The 16225-nt window shown below is 40.5% G+C and carries 17 protein-coding genes and 3 tRNA genes; 11 read left to right on the forward strand and 9 right to left on the reverse strand.

Annotated elements, in window-relative coordinates; translation table 11 throughout:
* The first annotated feature begins 22 nt into the window (after positions 1-22).
* Positions 23-850, forward strand: a complete 828-nt coding sequence (gene dapD / locus EL244_RS13880) for a 2,3,4,5-tetrahydropyridine-2,6-dicarboxylate N-succinyltransferase (protein ID WP_126461654.1) — start codon at positions 23-25, stop codon at positions 848-850.
* Between the two features lie 420 nt (positions 851-1270).
* Entirely contained in the window at positions 1271-1657 is a 387-nt protein-coding gene (locus tag EL244_RS13885) for a DUF3461 family protein (RefSeq protein ID WP_006814051.1), read from the forward strand.
* 82 nt (positions 1658-1739) lie between these two features.
* Here EL244_RS13885 and EL244_RS13890 read toward each other — a convergent pair whose 3' ends face one another.
* The 3 genes from EL244_RS13890 to EL244_RS13900 are packed head-to-tail and all read right to left on the reverse strand — an operon-like array spanning position 1740 to position 3318.
* A complete protein-coding gene (locus tag EL244_RS13890) occupies positions 1740-2192 on the reverse strand; it encodes a flavodoxin (RefSeq protein WP_006814052.1) in 453 nt (150 codons plus the stop codon).
* A 25-nt stretch (positions 2193-2217) separates the two neighbouring features.
* Positions 2218-2976 (reverse strand): tRNA pseudouridine(65) synthase TruC, encoded by a 759-nt coding sequence (truC, locus tag EL244_RS13895; protein WP_006814053.1) that lies wholly within the window; start codon positions 2974-2976, stop codon positions 2218-2220.
* 3 nt (positions 2977-2979) lie between these two features.
* Entirely contained in the window at positions 2980-3318 is a 339-nt protein-coding gene (locus tag EL244_RS13900; RefSeq protein ID WP_126461657.1) for a YqcC family protein, read from the reverse strand.
* A 267-nt stretch (positions 3319-3585) separates the two neighbouring features.
* On the opposite strand from EL244_RS13900, the gene EL244_RS13905 reads away from it, so the two are divergent.
* Positions 3586-4485: a VirK/YbjX family protein gene (locus EL244_RS13905; protein ID WP_112837314.1), complete on the forward strand. Its 900-nt coding sequence runs from the start codon at positions 3586-3588 to the stop codon at positions 4483-4485.
* 388 nt (positions 4486-4873) lie between these two features.
* Here the strand turns inward: EL244_RS13905 and syd are convergent, their stop codons facing one another.
* Positions 4874-5434 (reverse strand): SecY-interacting protein, encoded by a 561-nt coding sequence (gene syd, locus EL244_RS13910; protein WP_006814057.1) that lies wholly within the window; start codon positions 5432-5434, stop codon positions 4874-4876.
* Positions 5435-5594: 160 nt separating this feature from the next.
* Between syd and queF the strand changes: the two genes are divergently transcribed.
* The 3 genes from queF to xni all read left to right on the forward strand — a co-directional run bounded on the left by queF (position 5595) and on the right by xni (position 8726).
* Positions 5595-6440 (forward strand): NADPH-dependent 7-cyano-7-deazaguanine reductase QueF, encoded by an 846-nt coding sequence (queF, locus tag EL244_RS13915; protein ID WP_126461659.1) that lies wholly within the window; start codon positions 5595-5597, stop codon positions 6438-6440.
* A gap of 102 nt (positions 6441-6542) precedes the next feature.
* Positions 6543-7910 carry a nucleotide 5'-monophosphate nucleosidase PpnN gene (ppnN, locus tag EL244_RS13920; protein WP_126461662.1) on the forward strand — a complete coding sequence of 456 codons (1368 nt, stop codon included), beginning with the start codon at positions 6543-6545 and terminating at the stop codon, positions 7908-7910.
* Between the two features lie 48 nt (positions 7911-7958).
* The gene (gene xni / locus EL244_RS13925) at positions 7959-8726 is read left to right on the forward strand and encodes a flap endonuclease Xni (protein WP_126461665.1); all 768 of its coding nucleotides are present in this window, start codon (positions 7959-7961) and stop codon (positions 8724-8726) included.
* Positions 8727-8774: 48 nt separating this feature from the next.
* Here the strand turns inward: xni and rlmM are convergent, their stop codons facing one another.
* The 3 genes from rlmM to EL244_RS13940 are packed head-to-tail and all read right to left on the reverse strand — an operon-like array spanning position 8775 to position 11235.
* Positions 8775-9878 carry a 23S rRNA (cytidine(2498)-2'-O)-methyltransferase RlmM gene (gene rlmM / locus EL244_RS13930; protein WP_126461668.1) on the reverse strand — a complete coding sequence of 368 codons (1104 nt, stop codon included), beginning with the start codon at positions 9876-9878 and terminating at the stop codon, positions 8775-8777.
* On the reverse strand, positions 9871-10266 hold the full coding sequence (locus tag EL244_RS13935) for a DUF423 domain-containing protein (protein WP_039854706.1): 396 nt from the start codon (positions 10264-10266) through the stop codon (positions 9871-9873). Before EL244_RS13935 ends, rlmM begins: the two co-directional genes overlap by 8 nt.
* A 27-nt stretch (positions 10267-10293) precedes the next feature.
* Positions 10294-11235: a transcriptional regulator GcvA gene (locus EL244_RS13940; RefSeq protein ID WP_006814063.1), complete on the reverse strand. Its 942-nt coding sequence runs from the start codon at positions 11233-11235 to the stop codon at positions 10294-10296.
* 640 nt (positions 11236-11875) lie between these two features.
* Here EL244_RS13940 and csdA point away from each other — a divergent pair.
* Both csdA and csdE read left to right on the forward strand, forming a co-directional pair.
* Positions 11876-13081: a cysteine desulfurase CsdA gene (gene csdA / locus EL244_RS13945; protein WP_126461671.1), complete on the forward strand. Its 1206-nt coding sequence runs from the start codon at positions 11876-11878 to the stop codon at positions 13079-13081.
* An 11-nt stretch (positions 13082-13092) separates the two neighbouring features.
* Positions 13093-13551, forward strand: coding sequence for a cysteine desulfurase sulfur acceptor subunit CsdE (gene csdE, locus EL244_RS13950; protein ID WP_006814065.1), 459 nt, complete (start codon positions 13093-13095; stop codon positions 13549-13551).
* A gap of 33 nt (positions 13552-13584) precedes the next feature.
* On the opposite strand, the gene tcdA is transcribed toward csdE, so the two are convergent.
* Together tcdA and mltA are read right to left on the reverse strand one after the other, a co-directional pair.
* Positions 13585-14397 carry a tRNA cyclic N6-threonylcarbamoyladenosine(37) synthase TcdA gene (gene tcdA, locus EL244_RS13955; protein WP_006814066.1) on the reverse strand — a complete coding sequence of 271 codons (813 nt, stop codon included), beginning with the start codon at positions 14395-14397 and terminating at the stop codon, positions 13585-13587.
* A gap of 30 nt (positions 14398-14427) precedes the next feature.
* Complete coding sequence (mltA, locus tag EL244_RS13960) at positions 14428-15519, reverse strand: murein transglycosylase A (protein WP_006814067.1); 1092 nt, start codon at positions 15517-15519, stop codon at positions 14428-14430.
* A gap of 225 nt (positions 15520-15744) precedes the next feature.
* On the opposite strand from mltA, the gene EL244_RS13965 reads away from it, so the two are divergent.
* From EL244_RS13965 to EL244_RS13975, 3 genes are all read left to right on the forward strand, one after another.
* Positions 15745-15821, forward strand: a tRNA-Met gene (locus tag EL244_RS13965).
* A 92-nt stretch (positions 15822-15913) separates the two neighbouring features.
* Positions 15914-15990, forward strand: a tRNA-Met gene (locus EL244_RS13970).
* 28 nt (positions 15991-16018) lie between these two features.
* Positions 16019-16095: transfer RNA gene (locus EL244_RS13975), tRNA-Met, on the forward strand.
* Positions 16096-16225: the final 130 nt, after the last annotated feature.

Raw genomic sequence — 16225 nt, forward strand, 5'->3', positions numbered from 1 at the left:
AATTGAAGGAGAAATACAATTAATGCAGCAATTACAAGCGATTATTGAACAAGCATTTGAAGATCGAACCTCTATTACACCGAATACGGTCTCCCCTGCGGTGAAACAAGCCGTAATGGACACTATTGCTTTATTAGATAGCGGAAAACTGCGTGTGGCAGAAAAAATTGCAGGCGTCTGGGTGACCCATCAGTGGCTAAAAAAAGCCGTTCTGCTCTCTTTCCGTATTCATGATAATCAAGTGATTGAAGGTGCTGAAAGTCGTTATTTCGATAAAGTACCAATGAAATTTGCAGATTACGATAAGGCACGTTTTGAACGTGAAGGCTTTCGTGTCGTACCACCGGCAGCCGTGCGTCAAGGGGCTTATATCGCTAAAAACAGCGTATTAATGCCATCTTATGTCAATATTGGGGCTTATGTTGACGAAGGAACAATGGTTGATACATGGGCAACTGTTGGTTCATGTGCTCAAATCGGTAAAAATGTTCACTTATCAGGTGGCGTTGGTATTGGTGGTGTTCTGGAGCCATTACAAGCCAACCCAACTATTATCGAAGATAACTGCTTTATCGGTGCTCGTTCCGAAGTCGTTGAAGGCGTGATTGTTGAGGAAGGCTCCGTCATTTCAATGGGCGTTTATCTGGGGCAAAGTACCAAAATTTATGACCGTGAAACCGGCGAAATATTCTACGGTCGCGTTCCTGCAGGTTCCGTCGTCGTTTCTGGCAACCTACCATCTAAAGATGGAAGCTACAGCCTATACTGCGCCGTGATCGTGAAAAAAGTGGATGAAAAAACTCGCGGTAAAGTTGGTATCAATGAATTATTAAGAAGTATTGACGAGTAATCTATTCTATCGTTCTCGTCTCACTCACCTCCTCTTACATTTTTAATGTGACAAGGTGATAACGCGAAGCTACCCCGAAGCGCATACCCGTATGCAAATCGGGTAGCCAAGTGCTACATGGTTTTATAATAAAAAAATCCTCCCTTTAAGCATAAACACCTACGCCAACCAGCCAGAGCCTTCCTGTTATATATCAATAACACCAGTAATATAGCGTTTTTTATTACAAACAGAGGTTGGTCAAATGAGAGAAATCGCGCATAATATGACCGAGAGTTTACTAACCGTTATCAATAAACTGCTATGATTAGATAGTTATTTTGTAACTAATCGCTTTATAAGCAAATATGGTTTAGTAAAAACGTGATCAAGAGACCGCCTTGTTTATCGACTCAGTCCCTTACAATTAAGCGAGCTAACATGTACGACAATTTGAAGAGTTTAGGTATCAGTAACCCACAAGATATCGACCGCTATTCCCTGCGCCAAGAAGCTAACAACGATATTTTAAAAATTTATTTTCGCAAAGATAAAGGTGAATTTTTCGCTAAAAGCGTAAAATTTAAATATCCACGCCAGCGTAAGACTGTTGCTGCAACCGATGGAAGCAATAACTTCAAAGAAATTAACGAGATCAATACAAATCTACGTTATGCAATTGAAGAACTTGATCAAATTTGTCAAAACGATCAACCAGATATCGATTTAAAACACAAAATTCTCGATGATTTACGTCATTTAGAACATGTTGTTTCAAATAAAATTGCTGAGATTGAAGCGGATTTGGAAAAACTGACTCGCAAGTAATGACCAATCCACTGCACCGTAAATAGCCATAAATCAGATCGTTTTTATCTGATAGGAAGATCGCCATTTACGGTGCAGAAATTTAGAGTAAATCACCCCAGGCTTGTACCCACGGCTTAGCAAACTCTTCCGGTGCATCAACTTCTGTTGCATCAATATACAAAATATCACCGAGACGACTGGCAGATTGTTCTGCTAGCAACTCATCAAATTGCTTTCCTGCCCCACAAAAATTATCGTAGCTACTATCACCCAACGCCACTAAACCATATTTCAGCTCAGGCTGATAACCTAATACGTCTTTAATTTCATAAAATAGAGGTGCAATTGTGTCTGGTAAGTCCCCTTGTCCAGTGGTGGATGTCACCACTAATGCAACGCCATCCCCTGCATTATAACTTTGCCAGTCCGTTAATGTTGGCTCATCAAAAACCACCACTTCGTGGCCTTGTTGCGCTAAAATTTCTTCAGCAACTTCAGCTACCGCCAGCGAATTTCCATACACAGTTCCGACAAAAATACCCACCTTTGACATAATACCTCCCCTCTATTAAAACTTATCAAATTGCATGATTGATAACGTTAATATCTAAACTTTTGACCGTATCTAGCCACCCAAATTGTTCAATGAGCGATAACCATTGTGCATCCCAAGATGCAACCAACGATATTTGTTCTTCTGTTATGGGATGAATAAATACAAGTTGGCTAGCGTGCAACATTAAGCGTGATACACCGAAATGCTCAACAACCCCACGATTTTGGCGCAGATCTCCATGCTTACTGTCACCCAGGATTGGATGGCGCAAATGGGACATATGGCGTCTAAGTTGGTGCTTACGCCCAGTTTCTGGCTTAAGCTCTACTAAGCTAAAACGAGAGGTTTCATAGCGCCCAATAGCGACAGGGCATTCAGCGGTTACCAGTGGACGATAATGCGTCACACAATCCTGCAATTTCGGCTCTTTAGAAGCATGTTTATCTGCTATTTTATCCAGCTCTTCTAATAGCGGATAATCCAATCGTTGGGCATCTGTCACATATCCGCGTACAACAGCATGATACGTTTTTTCCATCTTATGTTGTTCAAATTGCTCCGCTAATAATCTTGCGACCTCACTCGATAAGGCGAACAATAGAACCCCTGATGTGGGTCTATCAAGACGATGAATGGGATAAACATGCTGACCAATTTGGTCCCGCAAGGTCTGCATAACAAAAACGGTTTCTTTGCTATCAAGCCAACTACGGTGAACTAACATACCTGCGGGTTTATTGACGGCAACGACGAACTCATCTTGATAGATAATCTCTAACATGAATTATCCGCCTGTTACAGTAAACTGAAAATAGCTATCGAGCTCACGTAAATGGTCGAGAAACGCAATAAACTTGCCATCTTCATCCTCTTTGTAAACTTCTTCAAAATAAGGGGCAATCGCAAAATTGCTCGGCAATGTTGCTCCCTGGTCAATCATTTCATTCAAACGAGGGATTAGGATCCATTGTAACCATTGTGCAGCCTCCATTGTATCAATCGCAAAAGGCTCCACACTTTCAAATGCTTCAGAGCTTGGCGGAACTTCATCCCATAAAGATTGGGCTTTCATCTCAGCTTCTAGATGCTCTAATTTCTCTAAGATGCGTTGTTCGATATTCATACTAAAACCTATTTAACTGTAATAATTCAAAATATACTGGATTTTATTGCACAATTCTGTCGAAAAGATGGGGCGATACACAATAAATGGGGCTGACCATAATAAAAAACAATATTCCAGATAAAAATGGATATTTTTATACCCTTTACTCTCTTTTATTAAAACAATTTATATTTGTTTATCTTTCATTGTACATTCAGCATTTATTATCAAATGTTTTTCTAAATGATTGGATTTTTTCATTCTTAACATAAAAATGGTTTATCTATGGGACTCTTAAAGCAGTGGCGTCAGCAAAATAAGACGTGGAAATCTTTCACTAATAAATATGTAGAATTAAAAAGAAAGATCCGAATTGCCAAGCTGCCTTCGCAAGAATATCAGCAGTATCAATCGATGTGTGAAAATTACCAAAGTTCTCGATTAGCGGCAGTGATTGATGGTGTTCCTCACTTTATTGAGCGCCCAATTAATAAATACCTGCATAAAGCTTGGAGTGGAAAACAGAAATTACTCACCGCAAGTTACACTCTCGATTTAATTGAGAAAACATTCAAACCAGAAGCTATTGAAGCGATGTTTTCAAATAATCGCTCAGGATTAACCATCGCTAATATCGAACTTAAATCCGGCGATTTTGCTCAATTAAAACTGATTTATTCCCAGTATCCACGAGAGGGTGACCTTTCTGTTCATCTACTTAATGAACTGGGTGACGAAATTTATCTAATGAGTTTTTCATTTGGTGAGAAAGGTCAGCTGTATGTGTGCTCTTTGCAAGGGCCTTCCACGGAACAGAGTGTGGAACAAGTAAAATCTATCACGAAACAAATGCATGCGATGAGACCTAAAAACCTTCTCATGTCGGCAATCTATGCTGTTGCTGCCTTTTTCCAAGTCAAATCAATCCAAGGGATTTCGAATGATAGCCATATTAAAAGCCAACATTTAAAATCAAGCTATAACACTTTCTGGGAAGAGTGTGGGGCAAGCTTAACTTCTGATGGTTGGTACCAACTTCCATTGCAAGAACCTACTCGCGATATTGAATCAGTCAAAAGCCAACGCCGTTCTGAATTTCGTAAACGTGAAGCCCTACGGGAAGCGATGTCCCAGAGTATTATCGAATCGTTGAGTCAGAACTCTCGTTCAATAGACCATCAATGATAAAAAAAGTAGCCAGTTAAAACCTAACTGGCTACTTATCTATTTACCAACTTGCATCCTGCAAAACGACATCCTGCCGTCTAACATCCTGTCAAAACAATTTAGCAGATCAATTTAATCCGCTAGGTTATCCATTACCTTGTTTTTATGTATAAAAAGCCAAACAAACTTACCCTGTCCAGCCCGCTAAGAATGTATTAAATCCATTAATGAAACAACCTAGCTCTTCAAACTAAACTATCTAATAAATAACGGCGAAATCTTAAATTGATAGTAACGCCATGAAATTAAAAGTGAAATAATTATCATTTCACTGAAATTAAAAATGATTAAGCGATAGCTTAGCTAAATTGTAGGCTTAGGCTTACAGACTTTCGTCCTTTATCTCTTACCCCTGAGATGATAGTGCAGGCTTCAGTTGTTGAATAAAGCTCGCAAGATTTGTTGCAAGTACTCGCCGTTCCTTACTACCAAATTTTTCCAAAATAATTTCTCCGGTCAAATTACACATAGAAATCATGTCTAGCTCAGAATCTAATGTCCCGATAAATAACGTTGGAGATAGCTTAAGTCGTTTTTGGGTAACTAAATGACCAATGAGATTTTCTTGCAGGCGAATAAAATCATCTTCATTCCAAACTTGCAGTAAATTGAGATGAATATCTTCAAATGTCGCACTGATATCCCCGGCAAATTGTGAGGTATAAAATGCATGGATATCATCTTGCAATTGGATATCCAACGCGGCTGCAACTCGGCTTAAATTTTTTTCCTCTAAAGGAAATGGCTGAGGCTCCCAATAAACCACATCCTCCCCGGTTCGAACAATACAAGGAGAAGGGACACCATATAGGTCACTCGACTCTGGAGGAAATCCGGTTACTTCTTGCCATTTTGAAACATACTGCAAGGTAAAATCTTTAATTAAATCAGAAATTATTGTATTCATTATTTAGCAACTATGAGAAATAACGTTATTTAAACCAATTTAAATTGGCAGACGTCAATATTATCGATAAGTGGTATTATGACAGAAGTTTCAAGGCGAATAAAATGCGCACAATTTTTTAGTTTTCAGAAAAAATATCGTCTGAAAGATAAGGACCTTTATGCCACACTACCAAAACAATCCGGCTCTCGATAATTTAACCCTTGGGAAAAAAACAGCTTACCACGATCAATATGATGCAAGCCTATTACAAGCCGTTCCTCGTAGCTTGAATCGTGATCCCTTGGATATTCATGCAAATGCACTCCCATTCCATGGCGCCGATATTTGGACTTTATATGAGTTGTCATGGCTAAATCATCGTGGAGTTCCACAGGTTGCGATTGGCTCGGTGAGTATTGATGCAACAAGTGAAAACTTAGTGGAATCGAAAAGTTTTAAGCTGTACCTCAACAGTTTCAATCAGACTCGTTTTGAAACGTGGGAAAATGTGCGAAGCGTTTTGCAAAATGACTTAAGCCACTGTGCTAATGGTGGTGTTAAGGTTACACTTTATAAGCTCGATGATTTCACTCAGCAAAGCATTCATCAATTCCATGGAGAATGTATTGATGATCAAGATATTGATATCGATAACTATGAATTTAACCGCCAATATTTAGTCGATAGCACACAACCCTTATTGGTCGAAGAAACACTCGTCAGCCATTTATTGAAATCAAATTGCTTGATAACCAACCAGCCAGACTGGGGTTCTGTACAGATTCACTATCGCGGTTCAAAAATTAATCGTGAAGCTCTATTACGTTATCTTGTCTCATTTCGTCATCATAATGAATTTCATGAGCAATGTGTTGAGCGAATATTCAATGATATAACTGCGCTGTGTAATCCAGAAAAGCTCAGTGTTTATGCACGCTACACACGACGAGGCGGCTTAGATATTAATCCATGGCGCAGTAATGAACAATTTACCCCTGATATGGGGCGTTTAGCACGGCAATAAGTACCTACTTAATTGAAAATTAGTGTAATTGAAGAAAATGCTTTTCAAGCCATTTTTCATGTAATTCACACGTCAAGGCCCAATAGGGCAAAGGAGTGTTACTTGATTACTCATATTAGTCCATTAGGATCTATGGATCTCTTATCTCAGCTTGAAGTGGATATGCTGAAGCGGACCGCTAGCAGCCACTTATATCAGCTATATAGAAACTGCTCCTTAGCGGTTCTACATTCTGGTAGCTTAACGGATAGCAGCAAAGAGTTATTAGAGAAAAGCGCTGGCTTTGATATCAATATATTACGCAGAGAGCGTGGTATTAAGCTCGAGTTAATCAACCCACCGGAAAAAGCGTTTGTTGACGGAAAAATCATTCGTTCATTACAAGCAAACTTATTCGCCGTTTTACGCGATATTTTATTTGTCCACGGGCAAATCAATACGGCTCAAAAACAGTTCCATCTTGACCTAGAAAACGGTATCCATCTCACCAATATGATCTTCTCCATACTGCGTAATGCCCGCGCACTGCACATTGATGAAGATCCAAATATGATCGTTTGCTGGGGTGGACACTCCATCAATGAAACCGAATATTTGTACGGTCGCAAAGTGGGTAATGAGCTAGGATTACGAGAACTCAATATCTGTACAGGCTGTGGCCCCGGAGCGATGGAAGCCCCAATGAAAGGCGCCGCAGTAGGCCACGCTCAACAACGTTATAAAGACAGCCGTTTTATTGGTTTAACTGAGCCATCTATTATCGCTGCTGAGCCACCTAACCCATTGGTTAATGAACTCATTATCATGCCTGACATTGAAAAACGTCTTGAAGCGTTTGTCAGGTTAGCTCACGGAATTATTATTTTTCCGGGTGGTGTGGGGACTGCGGAAGAATTACTGTATCTATTAGGCATTATGATGGATCCAGAAAACAGCGAGCAAGTATTACCGCTGGTTCTCACGGGACCAAAAGAGAGTGCGGAATACTTCACTGTTCTGGATGATTTTATTCGTCATACTTTAGGCGATGAAGCTTGCCAACATTACCAAATCATTATCGATGACCCGCAAGAAGTTGCTCGAGTCATGAAAAAAGGCATGTCTGCGGTGAAAGAAAACCGTCGAAATACCGGTGATGCCTATAGCTTCAATTGGTCGATTAAAATTGCCCATGACCTACAACACCCTTTTGAGCCTACCCATGAAAATATGGCGTCCTTGAGCTTACATCCGGGTCAAGCACCAGAAAAACTGGCATCCGATTTACGTCGGGCATTCTCTGGAATTGTTGCCGGTAACGTGAAAGAAGTCGGTATGAAAGCCATAGAGAAACACGGCCCATTCAAAATTCATGGCGATAGCGACATTATGAAGCGTATGGATATTCTCCTTCAAGGCTTTGTAAAACAGCATCGTATGAAGCTACCAGGCGGAACCGCATACGAACCTTGCTATGAAATCGTGAAATAATGACTCTCTCGCGCCAAGGATGGCGCGTCAGAAAGCTTAACGGTATTTATGATCCACTTATTAATTATTGACGCATTAAATCTGATTCGACGTATCCATGCGGTTCAAGGTAGCCCCTGTGGAGAGACGTGTTTATCCGCAATTTCTCAACTCATTACTCATACAGATGCCACCCATGTTGTGGCGGTTTTCGATGAGGATGGTAGACATCATAGCTGGCGCCATGAAAAATTGCCTGACTACAAAGCGGGTCGCCAACCCATGCCAGAAGAATTACAGACTGAGCTTCCCTTGTTAATCTCTCAGTTTGAAGAAAATAGTATTCACTGCTGGCAATCAGAAGGTGATGAAGCAGACGATTTGGCAGCCACGCTAGCAAAACGGATAGCTAGTGCAGGTCATACGGTAACCATAGTTTCCACGGATAAAGGCTATTGCCAATTGCTTTCACCCAACCTACGTATTCGTGATTATTTTCAAAAACGTTGGCTTGATGTGCCGTTTATTGAAAATGAGTTTAGGGTAAAACCAGAGCAATTACCTGATTATTGGGGGCTGGCAGGGATTAGTAGCAGTAAAATTCCTGGTGTTGCAGGAATTGGTGCGAAAAGTGCCACAGCGCTACTTCAGCAATTCCAGAATATTGAAAATCTGTATGCTAACTTTGATTCACTTGAAGATAAATGGCAGAAAAAACTCGCTAACAATCAAGAAATCGCGATGATTTGCCGGGATATTGCAACATTGAAAACCGATATTATTCTTAAAGGTAACTTAAACCAGCTACGCTACCAAGAAGCTAAACCATCGAAATAAAAAAAGTCACTTCATCGTGAAGTGACTTTTTCATGTGAGTTTTATTAATTAGTAAAACTCACGAGCCATCGGATTGGCAGACCATACCCGCTGCACATGTACGGTGATTTCTTCACGGTCATGATACAGCTGCTTAGCTTGAATCAATACGTTAATGCCATTTTCTTTCAATTGAGCCCTCATTTTTTCGAAAATATGAGTGACCTCTTCATAGCGCTTTTTCATCGGTAATTTCAGATTGAAAATAGTTTCACGACACCAGCCTTCCTGTAGCCATTGCGTCATTAATGCTGCAACCTTAGCTGGTTTTTCAACCATATCGCAGACTAACCACGTAATATTTTGCGATGTTGGTTGATACTTAAAACCATCAACACGATGATGTTTTACTTGCCCTGTATCCATCAAGCTTTCTGCCATCGGGCCATTATCCACAGCGTCGACCATCATGCTACGTTTGACTAATTGGTAAGTCCATCCCCCCGGACAGGCGCCTAAATCTACCGCTTTCATTCCACTAGCTAAACGCTCATCCCATTCTTCATAAGGGATAAATACATGGAAAGCTTCTTCTAATTTCAATGTTGAACGGCTTGGTGCATCCGATGGGAATTTCAGTCGCGGGATCCCCATATAAAACATAGAACTATTGTTTGAATAAGAATAGCCGGTGTAGCAACAACCCGGTGCAATAAAAAACACATGCACAATTGGGCGTTTAAAATTCTCTTTTGCCAATAACACTTTTTCTTTACGTAATGCATTACGCAGAGGAACTGTAAATTTACGGCAGAATTTCATTAACTCTTTGGATTCATTCGTATCCGCAACTTCTACGCGAAGATCACCCGCTCTCTCAACTTGTTGTTTGAGAATATTCACTATTGGAGTAATACGATCTTCAGGTGGCAGATCCTTGAGTAAGTCTCCCACAACAAACATTTGGCGAGCAAAAATCAGTTCACGAAACGGCAGAGTACGAGCTAGTCGATCGGCATCTTCGGCTTGATAGCATTCGAAAATCACATACCCACTGTTCTCTTTTACACGGGCAAAACCAAAAATTTCCCGTTGTCCTGCTTTATCTGTAATTTCTGCTGCACACTCTTTTTCAAAGCCCGGGCGGCAATACAGTGCAATTTTATTACTCATTGCGTGACGCCAATTTCCTTAGACGCATAGCGCCAATAACCACTAAAAGCCAGCCAATCAGGAAACACACGCCTCCTATTGGCGTAAAATATGAAAAGTATTTTACCTGCAATAAGGCCATACAATAAAGGCTTCCACTAAAAAGAAGTATCCCTACGGAGAAAAAGACTCCCGACCAATAGAACCACAGAATAACTTTACGTAATAAAACTGCGCTCAATACCATCAAAACGACAGTATGAAACATTTGATATCGTAGACCTGTTTCAATCCACGCCATTTGGTGCTCACTCATAATTGGCGCAAGCGCATGAGAGCCAATAGCACCAAAAGCAACGGCAAAAAAACCGCTAATCCCTGCAAAAATTAACATCAAACGACTATTCACGATAGCACCTTAGTTTTGATTGTTTAACTATTCGATAAGCGGTAAATCTTGATCATTGGTAATAAAACCTAACTTTTCTTGTTCACTCGCTGCTTGCGCTAGGATCCATTGACGAAATGCCGCTATCTTCCCTATCTCTGCCTGATTCTCTTGGCAGACTAAATAAAATGCATTTTTACTAACTAATACTTCACTAAATGGGCAAACTAAACGACCAGCATCAATCTCATTTTTTGCCATTACATTATTGGCCAACGCAACACCTTGCCCATGGACAGCCGCTTGGATCACCATCGCACTGTGACTAAAAATAGGACCTTGCTGCACATTCACCACATTTTGAATATCTAATTGCTTAACATAGGCTTGCCAATCTCGACGGGATGAATCATGGAGCAACGTATGTTTCGCTAAATCTTCTGGGATCTTGAGCTGTTTTTCTCCAGTTAACAATGTTGGTGAACAAACTGGCATTAAATACTCGGCATATAGCCGGTCAGTTCGTAGACCTGACCAATTACCTTTTCCATAGAAAATAGCGACATCAACATCATCAGCTAACTTATCTTCTTCACGATCCACCGCTTGGATTCGCACATCTATGCCGGGAAAAGCTTGATTAAAACCCGAAAGGCGAGGCACCAACCATTGTATAGCGAAACTGGGAGATAAGCTCACAGTGAGTGCGCCTTTAGCACTACGTGCTTGAAGCTTTCTCGTCGCCTCATTTAAAGAAGAAAAAATTTCTTTAATATCGAGGTAATAACTCTGCCCTTCTTCGGTCAGTAATAATGAACGATTACGCCGACGAAATAATTTCAACCCGAGGAAATCTTCCAAACTTTTTATTTGGTGACTGACAGCCGCTTGCGTAACAAACAGTTCATCTGCCGCTTTAGTAAAACTTAGATGACGAGCGGCGGCATCAAATACTCTCAGAGCATTTAAGGGCGGTAATCTTTTAGACATAATCAGTTCTACTTGGCTTCGCTATATGCATTAGTTTTTTTCATCCGAAGCATTATAAATTGTCCATTGAGGATACGCTAGTAAATACCTATAGTATGCGCACTTCCTAAGCCGGAACGAAAAGTTGCAGAGTTTAGTTACTTTGAAACTTTTGGCTTTGTGGTTGTGATGTTGTGTTTGCAAGTTGTCTGGATAAACCAGGCTTTGTAGCGATTGCTACTGTTTTTTTCACTTCCTGTACATTTACCCTGTCTGTCCATAGTGATTTTATAGTGCACCGCCTAAGCGCGGTGCTTTTTTTATTGTTCTTCTATAAAACCCACAAAATCAAAGATAAATAATATTTATTTCATCGTAATAAGAATAACTTCATATTTAAACGCCATCTTAAATTAAATTTATTCATTAGTCTAAAAAACAACGTTCAATACTAAAGCAGTAATCGATGACACACAGTTTGCAATTATTCTAAAACTTACGTCACACATTAAAAATCAAGTGTAACAAAATATTTCAAAAAATGGATAAAAGAATGACGTTTTTTATCGCATTCTACTTATTCCGCATTTTCCGTTATGATTAAGCCTTAAATAAGCCCATTTTTACCTCGTTGAATAGGTAACAACATAGAATCAACACCATGGATAATTTTAGCGCTCCACAATTTCGCCAACAATTTCCTGCGATAAATTCAGAAACGATATTCCTTGATAGCGCAGCAACCGCACTCAAGCCGTTGGAGATGATAAATGCCACCAATGATTACTATCGACTGTCGGGCAGCTCCGTTTATCGAGGGCAATCCCCTGAGTCACTGAAAATCACCCGCAACTATGAACAAGGGCGCTTATCTGTCGCGAAACTGATCCATGCAATGGATGAAAAGAACATCATTTGGACGCGGGGGGCTACCGAATCGATCAATCTGATTGCGCAGAGTTATTTCCGTAACAAGCTTCAGCCCGGTGATGAAATTATTGTCAGTGAAATAGAGCACCATTCAAATCTATTGCCTTGGATGATCTTGGCTCAGCAAACGGGAGCGAAACTCGTAAAATGGGCTGTAAATACTGATTTAACTCTCGATCTTGCTACACTTAAATCTTGCTTAAATGCGAATAGCAAAATTATTGCTATTACCCAAATGTCCAATGTCACTGGATATCAACCTGATATTAAAGCCATAACTCAGTTGGCTCATAATGTCGGGGCTAAAGTCGTTGTCGATGGAGCTCAAGGTGTTGTCCACCACCCGCTTAATGTCACAGCGACTGATATTGATTTCTATGTATTTTCTGCTCATAAACTCTATGGTCCAACAGGACTAGGAGTCTGCTATGGAAAAGCTGAACATCTTGAACAAATGACGCCATGGCACGGCGGCGGAAAAATGTTAAACAAAGTCAGTTTCGACGGTTTCACACCTGCGCCGATTCCACAACGTTTTGAGGCCGGAACACCCAATATCGCAGGAGTCATAGCCTTCTCTGCAGTTTTAGATTGGTTAAAAACTCAAGACCTAGCCCAAGCAGAAACTTATACTTGCTCGCTAATTAGTTATGCTCGTGAGCAACTAGCCCAGTTCGATGGGTTGATTTGCTACAGTGCACCGCAATCGCCGCTATTATCTTTTAATTTTCAAGATATCCATCATAGTGATTTAGGTCTTTTCTTGACCGAACAAAAAATTGCTCTACGCTATGGGCAACACTGTGCACAACCATTAATGGATTCACTGAAAATAAGCGGTTGCTTACGGATCTCAGCGATGCCTTACAATAACAAACAAGATATTGATAAGTTTATTAATTCAGTAAAATTTGCACTGTCGATTTTAAATGATTAAAAGGAAATCTAATGACTTTGTCTAGACATGAACTGGCTTCTCATCCCTTTGGCACAGAGATTGTCACACATGAAATTGTTGAACAGTTTTCCAAACAAAAAGCTTGGGAAGAAAAATATCGTCTATTAATCCAGTTAGCGAAACAGTTGCCAACATTAACGGATGAAGAGAAACAACAGACTCAAGAAGTTCAAGGCTGTGAAAACCGAGTATGGATTGGCGCACTTCTCAATGATGATGATACTTTTCACTTTTATGGTGACAGTGAAGGACGTGTAGTAAAAGGCTTATTTGCTATCTTGTTAACCGCGATCGAACATAAGAATGCCGAGCAAATATTAACAACTGATTTTGATGATATTTTTAACCAGACTGGTTTATCAGGACAGCTTAGCGAGTCACGCCAGAATGGTATTCAAGCGTTGATCGCCGCGATAAAAAACATTGCGAGTGAAATGACCCCTGCCTAATGATATTTGAGGCTACCTTGTAGCCTCAATAACCTATTTTTGAGCCTCACGCTGAGCTTTAGCAATCATTTTTTTCAATGCATGAGATACAGCAATAAAACCAAAGCTAGCAGTAACCATCGTCACCGCCCCAAACCCTGAAGCACAATCCATACGTTTAGAGCCATCTGCGGTACTTTTTGCCGCACAAACTGTGCCATCACTCTGCGGGTAAACCAATTGCTCAGTCGAGAATACACAATCAATTCCTAACTTACCCTTGCCATTTTTAACGACATTAAAATCTGACTTTAATCTTTCACGCAATTTTGCGGCTAAAGGATCTTGAACAGTCTTAGCCAAATCTACAACTTGGATCTGTGTTGGGTCAATTTGCCCACCAGCACCACCGGTTGTCACAACAGGAATTTTAAAACGTCGACAATAAGCCAATAGAGCCGCTTTCGGTCTAACACTGTCGATAGCATCAATGACGTAATTAAACCCTTTGGAGAGGTATTCAGAAACATTATCGACGGTAATAAAATCATCGATAACATTCACCTGACATTCGGGGTTAATATCCAAAATACGATTCTTCATCACATCAACTTTAGGCTGCCCTACGGTTGATTTCAGAGCGTGAAGTTGTCGATTAGTATTAGTGACACAAATGTCATCCATATCTATCAGAGTGATAGAGCCAATACCTGAACGAGCTAACGCTTCCGCAGCCCAGACGCCTACACCACCAACACCAATGACACAAACGTGAGAACGAGCAAATAACTGGAGAGCTTGTTGCCCATATAAACGCCCAATACCAGCAAATCGCTGCATCCACGCGTCAGAAAGTTGAGTTTGCATAATGACAAACGACCTTAGTTAAAACAATAACTACAACGAACTAAAAACAGGTTGGCTCTTTTTCAACACCCACACGCGTCCATAGTGGTTATAAAAACCCGCCATTTTTCCCGCTTCATGCCCTGTTCCGTGATAAATATCGAAATGATGCCCTTTAATTGCACCACCAACATCAAGTGCCACCATCATACGCATTTCATATTGGCCCGTAAATTTTCCGTTATTATCCAATACTGGGATTTCAGCTAATAATGCAGTGCCTGGTGGGATCAATGTTTTATCCGATGCGACTGAGGCTTTAGCAATTAATGGTACTGCACTCGCGCCACGTACCGGTACAAAAGATTGCGGATTAAAGAAAACGAATGAAGGATTGGATTCTAATAACTCACGAACTTCTTGTTCACTGTGGGAATTTGTCCAATCATGGATCGCTTGTAGAGACATTTTCTCTAACGGGACTTCGCCACGATCAACTAACACTTTACCTATGCTTTTATAAGCATGACCATTTTTTCCGGCATAACCAAAAAAGTTTAGCGGGCTACCATCACCAAAATCTACATAGCCACTGCCCTGAACTTCCATCATGAAGTTATCAACTGCAGAATTACTATAAGCTAGTATGTGTTTTTTACTTAACGCACCATTATAGATTTGCGCTCGACTCGGTAAACGTTTTTTACCTTTCGGTGGCATCCCGTAAAGTGGATGGCGGAACTCCCCTTGTGGTGAACGGCGAGCTTCGATAACTGGCGTGTAATATCCCGTAAATTGAACGTTACCGTAGTTATCCATTCCTTCCATTTGGAAAGCCGATAAATTAAAGCGTGATAACTGAGCCGGATCGCCCCCCGCCATCAACCAATTTTCTATCGCATGATAAGTGTCATTATTACTATTGAATAAACGTGGTGATGAATTTTTAATTTCCGTCACTTGGCGATTAAAGTCAGGAGTATTAATAGGCCTCCCTTGTACATTAACTTGGCTCACTGGCTGTAAGTCACTAACCAATTTACCATCTTTATACTGCTGCCCTTTATCTGTTGGATGAGATTGACAACCAACTAAAAAACTCAAAAAGACGCCTGCAATTAACCCTTTCTGCCATGAATTCATCTTTACCACCTAACTCATATCCGATATGAAGCGCACAATAGCAAACCCAAATTGAGAATGAAACGTGTAAAAATATTTAGTGGGGCTATTTTTGCTTTTCACCCTCACCAAGAATAAAAAATCAACATTTTGTCTATTTTTCATCCTCCAAGTAATGAAAAATGAAAAAAAAACACGAAAAAACTTGCATCAGATCTCATCCCGAGTATAGTGCCCGCTATCGGACGCGGGGTGGAGCAGCTTGGTAGCTCGTCGGGCTCATAACCCGAAGGTCGTTGGTTCAAATCCAGCCCCCGCAACCAATTTTTGATTTAGTCATTTCTTGATTTAGTCAATGTAGTTTCGGTAGTAAAATCAAAATGTAGTTTATTAAAGTAGTAAAAAATATTTCAGGCGCGGGATGGAGCAGCTTGGTAGCTCGTCGGGCTCATAACCCGAAGGTCGTTGGTTCAAATCCAGCTCCCGCAACCAATTTCCTGGTATATTTTAACCTTTCAGTCGCGGGGTGGAGCAGCTTGGTAGCTCGTCGGGCTCATAACCCGAAGGTCGTTGGTTCAAATCCAGCCCCCGCAACCAATTCTTAGTTGTATTCTTTCTTATCTATTCCTTTAAAGCTTCAATTCGTTTTCTACTCTTTCAATTTCCAACAAATTACTTTTTATCAATACGTTACTTTTTTGCTAATAAAAAAGGCGGCGCACATTGC

Origin of the sequence: Providencia rustigianii, from assembly GCF_900637755.1 — a bacterium.
In the GTDB taxonomy this organism is placed as follows: Bacteria; Pseudomonadota; Gammaproteobacteria; order Enterobacterales; family Enterobacteriaceae; genus Providencia; species Providencia rustigianii.

Bases quoted from the DNA above. Each gene is read 5' to 3' on its own strand.
- dapD (WP_126461654.1), top strand. From the start codon at position 23: ATGCAGCAATTACAAGCGATTATTGAACAAGCATTTGAAGATCGAACC.
- EL244_RS13885 (WP_006814051.1), top strand. From the start codon at position 1,271: ATGTACGACAATTTGAAGAGTTTAGGTATCAGTAACCCACAAGATATC.
- EL244_RS13890 (WP_006814052.1), bottom strand. From the start codon at position 2,192: ATGTCAAAGGTGGGTATTTTTGTCGGAACTGTGTATGGAAATTCGCTG.
- truC (WP_006814053.1), bottom strand. From the start codon at position 2,976: ATGTTAGAGATTATCTATCAAGATGAGTTCGTCGTTGCCGTCAATAAA.
- EL244_RS13900 (WP_126461657.1), bottom strand. From the start codon at position 3,318: ATGAATATCGAACAACGCATCTTAGAGAAATTAGAGCATCTAGAAGCT.
- EL244_RS13905 (WP_112837314.1), top strand. From the start codon at position 3,586: ATGGGACTCTTAAAGCAGTGGCGTCAGCAAAATAAGACGTGGAAATCT.
- syd (WP_006814057.1), bottom strand. From the start codon at position 5,434: ATGAATACAATAATTTCTGATTTAATTAAAGATTTTACCTTGCAGTAT.
- queF (WP_126461659.1), top strand. From the start codon at position 5,595: ATGCCACACTACCAAAACAATCCGGCTCTCGATAATTTAACCCTTGGG.
- xni (WP_126461665.1), top strand. From the start codon at position 7,959: ATGATCCACTTATTAATTATTGACGCATTAAATCTGATTCGACGTATC.
- rlmM (WP_126461668.1), bottom strand. From the start codon at position 9,878: ATGAGTAATAAAATTGCACTGTATTGCCGCCCGGGCTTTGAAAAAGAG.
- EL244_RS13940 (WP_006814063.1), bottom strand. From the start codon at position 11,235: ATGTCTAAAAGATTACCGCCCTTAAATGCTCTGAGAGTATTTGATGCC.
- csdA (WP_126461671.1), top strand. From the start codon at position 11,876: ATGGATAATTTTAGCGCTCCACAATTTCGCCAACAATTTCCTGCGATA.
- csdE (WP_006814065.1), top strand. From the start codon at position 13,093: ATGACTTTGTCTAGACATGAACTGGCTTCTCATCCCTTTGGCACAGAG.
- tcdA (WP_006814066.1), bottom strand. From the start codon at position 14,397: ATGCAAACTCAACTTTCTGACGCGTGGATGCAGCGATTTGCTGGTATT.
- mltA (WP_006814067.1), bottom strand. From the start codon at position 15,519: ATGAATTCATGGCAGAAAGGGTTAATTGCAGGCGTCTTTTTGAGTTTT.